This window comes from Aquimarina rubra (genome assembly GCF_042684305.1).
Classification (GTDB): Bacteria; Bacteroidota; Bacteroidia; order Flavobacteriales; family Flavobacteriaceae; genus Aquimarina; species Aquimarina rubra.
This window is the reverse complement of record NZ_JBHULE010000008.1, coordinates 485,374-497,598: the sequence shown is the minus strand read 5'-3', so window position 1 is coordinate 497,598 and position 12,225 is coordinate 485,374. Positions and strand designations below refer to the sequence as shown.

Annotated in this window: 8 protein-coding genes; 3 read left to right on the top strand and 5 right to left on the bottom strand. The window is 32.0% G+C overall.

Annotated elements, in window-relative coordinates; all coding sequences use genetic code 11:
• The 3 genes from ACFSR1_RS06490 to ACFSR1_RS06480 all read left to right on the top strand — a co-directional run bounded on the left by ACFSR1_RS06490 (nt 1) and on the right by ACFSR1_RS06480 (nt 3,476).
• The gene (locus ACFSR1_RS06490; protein ID WP_378290801.1) at nt 1-699 is read left to right on the top strand and encodes a LytR/AlgR family response regulator transcription factor; all 699 of its coding nucleotides are present in this window, start codon (nt 1-3) and stop codon (nt 697-699) included.
• 618 nt (nt 700-1,317) lie between these two features.
• Nucleotides 1,318-2,157: a universal stress protein gene (locus tag ACFSR1_RS06485; RefSeq protein WP_378290799.1), complete on the top strand. Its 840-nt coding sequence runs from the start codon at nt 1,318-1,320 to the stop codon at nt 2,155-2,157.
• 38 nt (nt 2,158-2,195) lie between these two features.
• Nucleotides 2,196-3,476, top strand: a complete 1,281-nt coding sequence (locus tag ACFSR1_RS06480) for a cation:proton antiporter (RefSeq protein WP_378290797.1) — start codon at nt 2,196-2,198, stop codon at nt 3,474-3,476.
• A 233-nt stretch (nt 3,477-3,709) separates the two neighbouring features.
• Here the strand turns inward: ACFSR1_RS06480 and ACFSR1_RS06475 are convergent, their stop codons facing one another.
• From ACFSR1_RS06475 to ACFSR1_RS06455, 5 genes are all read right to left on the bottom strand, one after another.
• Nucleotides 3,710-6,001 (bottom strand): T9SS type A sorting domain-containing protein, encoded by a 2,292-nt coding sequence (locus ACFSR1_RS06475; RefSeq protein WP_378290795.1) that lies wholly within the window; start codon nt 5,999-6,001, stop codon nt 3,710-3,712.
• 369 nt (nt 6,002-6,370) lie between these two features.
• Nucleotides 6,371-7,384, bottom strand: a complete 1,014-nt coding sequence (locus tag ACFSR1_RS06470; RefSeq protein ID WP_378290793.1) for a hypothetical protein — start codon at nt 7,382-7,384, stop codon at nt 6,371-6,373.
• A 3-nt stretch (nt 7,385-7,387) separates the two neighbouring features.
• Nucleotides 7,388-8,218 carry a hypothetical protein gene (locus ACFSR1_RS06465; protein ID WP_378290791.1) on the bottom strand — a complete coding sequence of 277 codons (831 nt, stop codon included), beginning with the start codon at nt 8,216-8,218 and terminating at the stop codon, nt 7,388-7,390.
• 127 nt (nt 8,219-8,345) lie between these two features.
• The gene (locus ACFSR1_RS06460) at nt 8,346-11,264 is read right to left on the bottom strand and encodes a sensor histidine kinase (RefSeq protein WP_378290789.1); all 2,919 of its coding nucleotides are present in this window, start codon (nt 11,262-11,264) and stop codon (nt 8,346-8,348) included.
• On the bottom strand, nt 11,261-12,022 hold the full coding sequence (locus tag ACFSR1_RS06455; RefSeq protein ID WP_378290787.1) for a LytR/AlgR family response regulator transcription factor: 762 nt from the start codon (nt 12,020-12,022) through the stop codon (nt 11,261-11,263). The genes ACFSR1_RS06460 and ACFSR1_RS06455 overlap by 4 nt, the downstream gene beginning before the upstream one ends.
• Nucleotides 12,023-12,225: the final 203 nt, after the last annotated feature.

Sequence of the window (12,225 nt, the reverse complement as noted above, 5' to 3'; positions counted from 1 at the left end):
ATGCATATTTTAATTGTTGAAGATGAATCCAGAATCGCCAAAAGAATCGAACGCATGACACGTACGATTGTTGGCGAAGCCTTGCAATCCATAAAACATATCAACACACTACAGGAAGCAGTAACCTTTATTGAAAATAACACATTAGATCTTGTATTGTTGGACTTAAACCTGAATGGCAAAAGTGGTTTCGACTTGCTCACTACTGCAGTGTCTGAATCGTTTCATACCATTATTATTTCTGCCTACAAAGAGCAGGCAATTACTGCATTTGAACATGGGGTGTTGGATTTTGTACCGAAACCCTTTAATCAAGAGCGGTTAGAGCAAGCAGTAAAGCGAATAACTACCAAAGAAACCTCTACCGTAAACACGGTTAAATATTTAGCCGTAAAAAAACGGCACAAAGTACAGTTAATCCCTATGGAAAAAGTAGTATATATAAAAGGTGCCGGAACCTATACAGAGCTTTTTCTGGTAGATGGCAACAAAGCCTTACATGATAAATCACTCGAAAAACTAGAACAGCTGTTATCACCTACTTTCGAACGTATCCATAAATCCTACTTAGTAAAAATGACTGAAATCACAAACATTAGTGTTTCCTCCGGAAGTAAATATATTGCCGAGCTAAAGAATGGAGAACGTATTCCTATTGGAAGAACAAAGTATAAGGATTTAAAGACGAAGTGGGCTTAAAATAGTGGTCTTTGGTATATTTCAAATATTTATGAATGAAATCTGATTTTTTAACTATGGTGCTCTGTTGATTCCAAAAAAATAAATGAATTTATACCGCTAAAATCGATTCCTACATATCTACTTCTTGCCAGACAGTCATTACACTCCACTCCTACTACTTGACTGCATATAGCGTAGGATATAATAAACTAATCCGCCGGAATGAAAGGCAGGAGGATTGTCCATTACCTTTTCAAAAAAAACATTTAATTCACAGGGCTTTTATTGTTTTAAAGGAGTCTGTGAAACGAATAATTTGTGAACCAAATTAGAATTCGGCGAAGCTAATCTTCGGTTTCATCAGGGAACGTTTAAAAAATATGTAGAAATAAAAAGCCTGCGCACATCCTCATTCATAATTTCAGAGATTCTCAATCTTTGAAATTATGTCGTGACCAAAGAAAAGCCACTTGAATAAACTCTTGGTAATACATCATGTAAGTGTATCATAGTACACGTGATAATATCCAGAAAGTCTGTTGGACCTTAGATATTATTGGCGATAACTGACAAAAATCATTGTAACACGTTTGATAAAAGTATAGATTTAATATCATCATGATAAAATAATATGTTGTGAAAAAAAGAATACTAATATCAACTGATTTTTCAAAAAATGCTCAAAATGCAATGGATTATGCCATCAACCTATATAAGCATGACACTTGTGAGTTTTATATCCTAAATACTTATAGTATCGAAGCTTTCACGATGGAACTTGATGCAACAACACAAATAGAAGTATCCAAACAAAAATCTGTAACAGGGTTAGCAAATATTCTTGATAGACTATCCATTATTAATGATTCACCAAATCATCAATATCATATGATTTCAGAGCGTGGTTTTTTAATAGAAAAACTAAAAAAAATAATAGATGAGCAAGATATCGATATTGTTGTTATGGGAACTAAAGGAGCCACAGATTCCGGAACAAAAATCTATGGAAGCCATACCATGCTAGCCATGGAAAGAATTAGAAACTGTCCTGTTTTAGCCATTCCAGCAAAAGCAATCTTCAAAAAAATAAAGGAAATCGTTTTTCCAACCGACTATAGAACGGTTTATAAGAAAAAGGAATTTCATTACTTGATCGATATTGCAAAAAACAATGGCTCAGCCATACACATTTTACATATTCTACAAAAGAATAAACTACTTGACGAAGACCAACGAAATAACCAAAACCTTTTAAAAGAATATTTTAAAGGGTTAGAATACTCGTTTTATGAACTACAAGATACGAAGGTACAATCGGGTGTTAATTCTTTTATTGAAAATCGCAATATTGACCTGGTTTCCTTTATTAATAGAAAGCATAATTTCTTTAGTTGGAATTTATCTAAACCAATGGTGAAAAATCTGACATATCATTCCAATATTCCAATACTGGCATTACATGATTTAAGAAACTAATAAACGATGTAGAAATTCATAGCTGCAGAAGTATAAACATGCATTATCTTAACGAAAGTCATATTCTACTTTTTCTTTTGCAAATCCTTATTCTTCTGGGTTGTGCTAGAACCCTTAGTGTAATCTTTGAAGCTTATAAAATTCCTGCTATAGTTGGAGAGATTCTAGCTGGTATCTTATTAGGTCCTACACTCCTCGGACGAGTTTCTCCTTCTCTACAGCTTTGGCTCTTTCCTATAGACCAGATACAGTCAACAATGTTAGAAACTGTCTCTTGGCTTGGTGTATTCTTTTTATTACTTTCTTCGGGTTTTCATGTAGATATCAGAACTGCAATCCGCAGTGGTCGTGCTGCTATGTTAATTGGCATTGTAGGTGTTATATTTCCTATACTGATAGGCTATCCAGTGTTTAGTACATTTGATCCTATCTATTGGGGAGACAAAGCAAACGTATTCTCATTTTCACTGTTTTTGTCCGTAGCATGTTCTATCACTGCCATATCTGTAGTTGCCCGTACCCTTAATGATCTCGAAATCAGTAAAACACCAAAGGGATCCCTTGCTCTTTCATCCTGTGCTATCAATGATATTTTTGGATGGTTTTTATTCACCTTGGTTATTTCTATGGTGACACCACATACTTTAAGTACTTTAGAATTAGTTGGTTCGATTATAGGGATCATTGGATTTGTAGTTGTAAGTTCTATTTTTGGCGCTAAAGTATTAAGCAGTGCGCTTCGTCGAGTCGAAGCCACCTCATTAACCCAGCCGGCAGCAACCCAAACCTTAATTGTAAGCTTAGGGTTATTTTGTGGTGCCATCACCCAATGGTTAGGTATTCATGCGATTCTTGGTTTCTTTTTGGCTGGTACTATTATCGGAAGTACAAAAGGTGTGTCAGATGACCTTCGTAACAGTGTTTCTGATACCTTACACGCTATTTTTGTGCCTCTTTTCTTTGCAACACTTGGTCTCAAAATCGATTTCCTTGCTGGTATGGCTCTATGGCCTACGGTTATCTTTTGTATAGTGGCGATCTTGGGTAAATTTATAGGTGCTTGGTTGGGAGCGAGACTTGGCAAACAGTCCCCACAAACGTCAATTTTAATGGGTATTACTTTTATTCCGGGTGGTGCCATGGAAATTGTAGTAGCTACGCTCGCACTTGAATTGCGGTTAATAGGGCAGACTATATTTGTAGCTATCGTATTTGCTGCACTTTTATCTTCAATTTTAGCGGGACCACTAATTGGAATTCAAAAACGTCGTATGGGACTTGGTAATAAAACAGGTAAACAAAAAATGCTTCAGTCATAAAACCGAAGCATCTTTCTATATAAAATTAATGGTTACTTACTATTTGTTGAACAATTAGTTTTTTGTTAGCATTTTAAGCGCCAGATATTTTAATTACTTTAAGTAGCTATTCTTAATGAAGTATAGATCATTATCAATGAACTATATAAGAAAACACAAAAATAAACAGTGTAGTATACATAATTAGCAGAACCACTTTTAGCCTGTATTTTATTATTAAATTTTCTATGTAATTATTGCTTAAATATTTTTTCAACTGTAATTCCGTCATGATGTTTCGCTTTTATAAAATAAGTGCCTGATGATAGTTCATCAATAGTATACTTTGGTAAACTTTGTGGAAATGTTTTTACCGCTTTACCTTGTAAATTGTAAACAGTAATACTATTTACTTTTATACTGGATTGGATATAGAAAGAGTTTTTAACAGGATTTGGATAAACCACAAAACCTTTTAAGGATGTATTCTCTTCTGTACTTAATAATTGGGAATCGAACTCATAAGCTCCCATATCTACCGTAGTATTAAAAATACGTTGGTTACCTGATAAATCAGTAGTACCAATAACAAAACTATTATCACCGGAGTCTACTGCTGGAGAACCACTGGATAAAGTATAATCATTATTTAGTGCATCTGTAAATAATGGATCTGAAGTTAAAATATTAGATGTCCCAGAACTTAAATTAGAAAAACCATCCTCATCTATAGCATTATTAACTGCGATAGATGTTGTTCTTGTGCCGTTTCCTCTGTTGATTGCCAATGTGGTATTGTTATTATTACCATCACCACCTTTATTACCATAATGGATGGTATTATTTAGCTCAACATTGTGGGATGCGTTAGTTTGTTTAATTAGGACCAAAGTACCTCTAGATGTGGAAGACTCAGTGCCAAAGTCAGAATTATTTGCAAAAGTAACATTGGTAATATTAGTATTAACCGTAGAATTGTCTCTGGCGTCTATCCACATTGAGCTACCAGAAATACCATTAAATAGTGTATTACCGCTTGATGTTGTCCTGTCTTTTGTTCTATTGTTTATAAATAAACTATTAGAAACCTCTACAGAAGTGGTATTAGAATTTCTACAATAAAGAAACATTCCACTTCCATAAAAACTAAGATTATTAATAAACTTACAATTAGCTATAGTTACGCTAGCATTTGCATTGTAGTCTGCATATATAGATCCTGCACCAAAGGACACATTCTCCCTAATCTCACAATTTCTTAAAGCAAATCCATTAGTAGTAGCTAAAGTGCCGTTTGCAACTAATATAGCAGAACCTCGATTATTGGCATTCACATTGACATTATCCGCATGTCCACCAGTAATGTGGACACCATCTACAATAATATTATTGGCGCTTATTTTTAGCACATTATATGAATTTTCGATTCTGGAATTGTTATTAAAATTAAAACTAACCGATGTATCATTATCACTTATATCGCCAGACAAAATTGTAGGATTAGATACAAAATCTCTTTGGTTTAATTGTGTTTCAGTTCCATCAAAACCTCCATAAATACTAACATTGTCTGCACTAATATTAAAAGAAGTAGTACGAGAAGAATTACTTGGTTTGTAAACACCTTGAGCTACCCAAATTTCATCTCCTGGTATAGCATTAATAATGGCATCTCGTAAATCTGTATAAGCATCACTCCAATTATTACCATTATTAGCTCCAGTAGCATTAATATTTACAAATTTAACTCCTGGCGTTCCAGATTGTCCATCGTTAAATAATGAATTTATACCTGCATTACCAACGCGTCTATTATAAATTATCAAGTCATCTATTTCTCCGTTATATTTATTAGCGCTTGCTAAGTTTTGGTTTTTATTATTATTTAGTGTTACGTTACCATTTATTTCAATGTTTTCTACTAATCCACTATAAGGTTCGCTCAACGCTCCACGACTAATATTATCTATAAAAACTTCTCCATCTAAATTCCATTGCGAAGTTGTAGTATTAAACGCTATTGAAACGACAAAAACAATGTGGTGCCAATTATCGTCAGAAACTGTAATTGCAGATTCTATTCCTCTACTTATATTGACCATGTTTCCTGATTGAGTAATCTGGTATCTTGCTCTTAAGCCAACTCTTCCGTTCCTTAAATAAATAAAATAACCATATTCAGAACCTGAAAATCCTTCAGTAGACCTATTACTATCATCTAATATTGTTCTTCTATTAGTGTCATTAACACCTGTTTTTACCCAAAAACTGTACGTAAAATTAACATCATTTCCAGTTTTAGTGATATCCAAATCTGGTCTTACTAAAGCCTCATTTGATGGAAGGTTAATAGCGTCTTGAGCACCAAACCTGTCATTGACTTGTGAAAAGCTCGACATTTGTGCAGTAAAGTCATTTGTTGCAATAGCATCCTCCAAGGGTGCTGACTGATTAAAGTTGTATCGAGCAACTAAATCATTTGAAGGTATTTGTGCATAGGATACGCTTACAAAAAGCAGCATAAAATAAAGTAGTTTGTTTTTCATTTTAAATAGTTTATCTGTTTTATAAAATCAAAGAAACTATACTCCTATAACATAGTTGTAAAGAACTTTATAAATAGCAATTTGGCTTTGTGAACTAAAAAATCAGTAAAATTAAACCCCTCAAAATCCAATTGAATTTTGAGAGGTTTATGATTTATAAAATGTTATAACTAATACGTGTACTGTTGGTCAACAACCTTTAGTATTAGTTTTTTTGGTTCCCAAGAGTTCTTTATCTCCCTTAACTAAATGATATATCGTTGCTAGCTTTGGCGGGTATTCAGAATTGAGCTTACACTGTAAAGAGTAAAACAAATACGATAAGATATTTTAAAGATGTTTTAAAATTTTCCTGTGATTTTATTGCCATTAATTAATAGCTATTGTAGATCCACACCCTGAGTTTGAACTATAGACTTTATTAGTTGTAGTACTATAATTGTAACTTCCACCAGACTTTGTTACTATTTGCAAGTAAGCATCTGTATCGCAACTCCAAGTTGCTGTGCTACCACTGTCAATTCTAGTTCCTTGATTACGGCTCCCAGATTTACCTATATAAATGGTGTTCCCCGTATTATTACGTAGTGTTACTTTATTTCTTGCCTTTGCGCCTTGATAATTTTCCTCGTTTTGCTTTATTCTTCTCTGTAAATCTTTATACTCGGGTGTTGCTTTTATAGAGTCGTTGTAACGTTTTATCTCTGCATCTCCCGCATTACGAGCTGCTTTAATTTTAACCATATCGCTTTTATTTTTAGCGGTAAGTGTATGGGCATTTTGTTTTGCTTGCATAGCTTTTACATAATTGGTAAATTTTTCTACAAGGTTTACACTTTTTAAATATTTGTGAGTAGGGCTAAGTCCTGCGCTGTTTAGTTTCTGTTTCATTTTTCCTAGAAAACCACCTTTCTTTTTTTTCTTAGTAGTAGTTTCGTCATTTTTTACCAAGGCATATACCTTAGTTATATTGTTAACAGAAGGTAATCCTCCATCTGGAATTTTATCTAAAACAAAAATAATATCATCTACAATAACATACCCTTCTTTTGTGTAGGTATGTTTCATATTCATGGTATGAGGATAACTGTCCATTCTACCATAATCACTTAATTCTGTTTCGCCAATTTCTCCCCAATCTTTTGATACTGGTTTTCCAACAAAACCAACAGGAATTCCACCACCTATTCGCAGTATGCTTACTTTAACTTTAGGTAACGACCTTGCAAATTTACAGGTGCCTCCTCCATTTGGCGATATATCAGTAAAACCTTCGTAAATTGCATTTTCCCCATTGGCTTCAAGGGCTTCGAAGAATGATTTTTGCGCCTGCAAGGTTATTGTAAACAAGGCACATATAGTAAGTAAAATTATTTTTTTCATGGCTTATTTTGTTATTTTAATTTTTTGATAAGGGCTATATCTTAACTCGCTTGCTGAAGAACCTTTTAATCTTAAAAAATACTCTCCTGTGTTTGGAATAAGCGTTGTAAAATTCGATGTAATGAATGAATAACCTACTACATTATTATCCGTTACAAATCTATTTGTTGCAACTTCTCCTAATTTATTTAAATCTAAATCATAAATTTCAATAACTACATTTAAGCCATTGGAAAGAGCCCAAGACCCTCCAAAGAAAAAATCGAATCCTTGTCTAGTAGGTAAGTTTAATTCGGTCAAAACTGCGGCACTTGTAGTTCTTTCTGCAGAGAAGAAAAAATTATATAAAAAACCATCCTCATCTCCGTCAACCATAATGTAAGGTCTATCAGGCGATGTAGGTGGAATACTAATTTCCAATTCGGTGTTACTTTCTTTTTCTACAATAAAAGCTTTGTAAGTATCTACTTCAGCGTTAAATAACTCTTTAGTAAAGTTTAATATGTTTATACTTGGGTTCGTATCATCTGTGTTTGAAAATTGAAGAGGTAACGTATATTCTTCCTTTAAAACATCTCCTTTAATTTTTATTTCATAACTGTAAGCGCTATTATATCCCTCAACTGATATCTCTGCATCCCAAGAGTTGTTAATTACATCTCCTAAATTATATAGAAAGTAGGTGTCTCTAAAGTTCGAGACTGTTTTTGTGAAATAGGCTTTTGTAATGCTTTTGTCTTTTGGAGTATCTTCAATATTGTCATCACTACCGCCACACGATGCTAATTGCAATCCAATTATTAAAATAAATAATCCCTTTTTTAAATTTTTCATTTTATATCATTAATAATTAATATTTATGCTAATTAACTACTAGAATATAAAATTTCATCAATCCACTTGATGAACTGCGAATTGGATTCATTAAGTGAAAAAAATCAGAATCTGGATATTATATTTGTTATAAACTCTTCTTGTTAGGCATCGTTAAAATAACTTTGGTGCCTATAGCACCACCATGTTCGTCGTTTAGATCTTCAATGACATAGCCTATGTTTTGATCAAAACGTTTATTAAGAATTGTAAGACGTTTATTAATAGCGCTTAAAGCAAAAGATTCGTGATGATTCCCTTGTCTTTTTCTTATGGCCTCTGCTCTTTTTCTGCCTACCCCATTATCTATAATTACACAGTGTAGATAATCTTCTTTATACTCAAACGACACATTAAGTTTTTTTTGTCCCTCCTTATGTAATAAACCATGCACCAAAGCATTTTCAAGAAAAGGTTGTATCATCATAGACGGGATATATAAGTCTTTTTCTCCCTTATAAGAAATGGTATAATTAAAAGAATCTCCAAAACGTAGTTTCTCAAGTCGTAGGTAAACTTCTAAAAATTCCAATTCTTGATCAACTGTTATAAAATCTTGATTCGAATATGTTAGAGTATTGCGTATAAGATTAGCAAACAAAACGATATAATCATAAGAAGTTTCGGTGTCTTCTTTTAAAACTAAATCCTGAATAGAATTTAATGAATTAAATATGAAATGAGGGTTCATTTGAGAACGTAAGGCCATTAAATTGATTGTTAATAGCTCTTTTTCTAAAGAAATTTTTTCGAGCTGAGCTTCTCGTTCCTTTTCTTTTGTTTTTATCTTTTTTCTTAAATAATACGTGATCAAACTGATAGAACATACTATAATTCCAAGAAGGAACCACCATGTTTTCCAAAAAGGATTTTTAATAGAAAAATTTAATGATTTTATAGCACTATTATTTTTAAAATTTTCAAGAAAGGGTTTTACTTCAAAAGTATAGTTACCTGCGGGAAGACCATTATATTTCACAAAATTCACTCCGGTTGTGGTCATAAACCAACTATCATTAAGTCCTTTTAATCTATATTGATAAGTTCCTTTATGATTGAACAAAAAACCATTTACATTGAACCCAATTTCGATAGTGTTCTTGTCATAATCTAATTTATATTTATCCGTAAGGCTTGTATCCGTATCATTAATCTTAAATGCATTAAAATACACTTCAGGATTCTGATTTTTGAAGCTATTTGCACTAATAATTGAAAACAAACCATTACTTGAGGAAAAATATACCTTATTATTAAATACTTCAATACCAGTTATATCATAAGATAGAACGCCTTCACGTTTTGTGAGCGTTTTAAATGTTTTAGTTTTTGCACTAAGTAATTGAATACTATTGTCAGAGGCAATCCACAATTCATCTGTATTACCTTTAATTTTTTGAATATTATTGGATGTTAAACCATTTGAAGTCGAAAAATGATAGCTAACCTTATTGTCTTTGATACCATAAATACCATCTTTAAACGTACCAACCCAAATAGTACCATCAGAAGTTTGGCTTATGGTTTTTACAAAAATAGGTTTGTCCTTATATCTTATGGTCTTAGATTTCCATAAAGTATCAAAAACTTTGAGCTCATCAACGTATGCAATCAGTGTCTCTTTTGTTTTTAAATTATAATGAGAAGCATAGGTTCTTTTGTTTCTAGAAATAAATATTGGTCGGTTATTAAACTTACCTTCTTTTATCAATCCAACTCTATAGTAATCAGTATAAAGAAGTGTGTTGTTTTCTAAAATACATATACTTTTAACTGTTTGAAACTGTCCAATTTTCTCAATTTTCCCTGAATCATAGTCCAAAACGTAACCATTTATATCTTTACCAATCAATAATTTGTTATAAGAATGATAAAATTTTATTGCTGAAACTCTATCTTTTGTTGGTAGTGTAATCCTAGTATTTTTATTGGTTACTACATTATAAAACCCAACATTTCCTTTTGTGGTACCATAAGCAACAACAGAATCATTAACCTTATCCAGAGCAGTTATATTCGCATCTTTTATAGAAACATCACTGATCTCAATAGCGATGTTTGGAACGACATGAACTCCATTATTTAAGGTAGTAAACCAATAATTATCTGCACTGTCCTTTATAATTTTTGAAACATTTAGCGAGCTAAAAATACGTTTTACAAAATTCAATTTTCCATGAATCAATTTATAGATCCATACTCCGGAATTGGTAGCAATCCATATTTCGTTGTTATTTTCAAAGTAATCATAAATTCTTTCGTTTGAAATATTGTTTAGTTCATAAATGGGTTTCGCCACTTTAGCGTCTAAATCTAATTGAAAAAATACATTTTTATCATTTAAATTTTGATTGAAAAACACCGACGTTCCTACTTTGAAAAACCTTGATTTTCCTCGTTTATATTTCGAAGATTTATTTAATAGCGATCCACCTATCTCAAACAATGGAGCTAGATTAAAGTTTGATTCGAGATTTAAAATGATATTATTATCTTCTACAAAAAAAGTGTCATCAATTTTAAATGGAGATCCCAACTTATTTTTGTTCTCTGTTTTTTTGATGTATTTTTTATTCTTAATATCTACAGTAAGAATGAAACTTCTCGAAAAGACCAACAAATTAGAGTCCAAAATTTCAAACTCTGCCAGTTCTCCTTTTAGTTCTTCACTCAAATCTATAAATAATTCTAAACGATTATCTTTTACATAAAAAAATTGCCCAGAGATATTATTGCACCATATCTTGCCTGATGCGTCTTGTTTGACACCAAAAACAGATAGACCGCGTTGTTGTTGATTGCTATAATTTACAAAGTGTTTACCATCATATCTAAAAAAACCTTTATCTGCACATAACCAAACAAAGCCCTTATCATCTTCTATTATATTATAAAACTCTTTATCCGGTAAGCCATCTTTTTCTGAAAGTTGTATAGAAACAGGTTCTTGCGCATTGCTATTAAAAACGCAAATGAGACATACTATGAATGTAATCTTTTTTATCAATTTAAGGAGTTTGAACTTAATTTTTTCTGAAATGCTTCAATCCTTGTTCTTGAAATCTTCACTTTGACTGTTTGATCACTCATAGTAATAGTTTGAGCAGTTTTATTTAGTAATTCTACGTGATCTAAATTTACAATCCATGTACGATGTGCTCGAAAAAAAGAGGCGTCTTTTGGTAAAATTTCTTCAAAATGTTTCAAATTTTTACTTGCAATAATAGTTTTGTTTCCTTTTAACAGTAATTTACTGTAGGCTCCTTCTGCTTGTATCGCTAGTATATCGCTTAGATTCACAATTCGTCTATCACCAAGTTCGGGAATTACAATTTTATTAAAATCTTTTTCTTTAATAGATTTTAGTAAACTATTATAATCGGTTAATGCGGATTTCTGCTTTAGTTTTACTTCTATTTTTTCAACCGTACTATCCAGTTTTGAGCGTTCTATGGGCTTTACTAAATAGTCGATAGCATTAAGTTCAAAAGCTTTTATGGCATAGTGGTTAAAAGCAGTAACAAAAATGATTTCAAAATTAATCACGTCAAAAAATCTCACGATTTCATAGCCCGCATAATTAGGCATTTGTACGTCAAGAAAAACGACATCAGGCTTGAATTTTTTGATTTGCTCAACACCTTCTTCCAGATTACTACAAGTAGTGATAACCTCTATGTTTTTATTTGTTCTGGATAATAAATTACTCAACACATTTCTTGCGCTTAGTTCATCATCTATAACTATTGCTGTAATTGTCTTCACAAAACAAATTTAATGGTTAAATACAAATTCTTACCCTGTATTTTTATAAATGGTAGAATTAGTTTATAAACGAAAAAAGATAAAGTTATTTTTATAGCTGGTATGATAACTAAATAAGGTTATTAATAATTACGTTTTATGCTACCCTTATCAGGAAGTATAATATTCTTAAATAAAAAAAATGCTTCAGTTATAAAACCGAA

What these genes read in the sequence shown, in the direction of transcription:
- ACFSR1_RS06490 (WP_378290801.1), top strand. Translation starts at nt 1, where the DNA reads ATGCATATTTTAATTGTTGAAGATGAATCCAGAATCGCCAAAAGAATC.
- ACFSR1_RS06465 (WP_378290791.1), bottom strand. Translation starts at nt 8,218, where the DNA reads ATGAAAAATTTAAAAAAGGGATTATTTATTTTAATAATTGGATTGCAA.
- ACFSR1_RS06470 (WP_378290793.1), bottom strand. Translation starts at nt 7,384, where the DNA reads ATGAAAAAAATAATTTTACTTACTATATGTGCCTTGTTTACAATAACC.
- ACFSR1_RS06480 (WP_378290797.1), top strand. Translation starts at nt 2,196, where the DNA reads ATGCATTATCTTAACGAAAGTCATATTCTACTTTTTCTTTTGCAAATC.
- ACFSR1_RS06475 (WP_378290795.1), bottom strand. Translation starts at nt 6,001, where the DNA reads ATGAAAAACAAACTACTTTATTTTATGCTGCTTTTTGTAAGCGTATCC.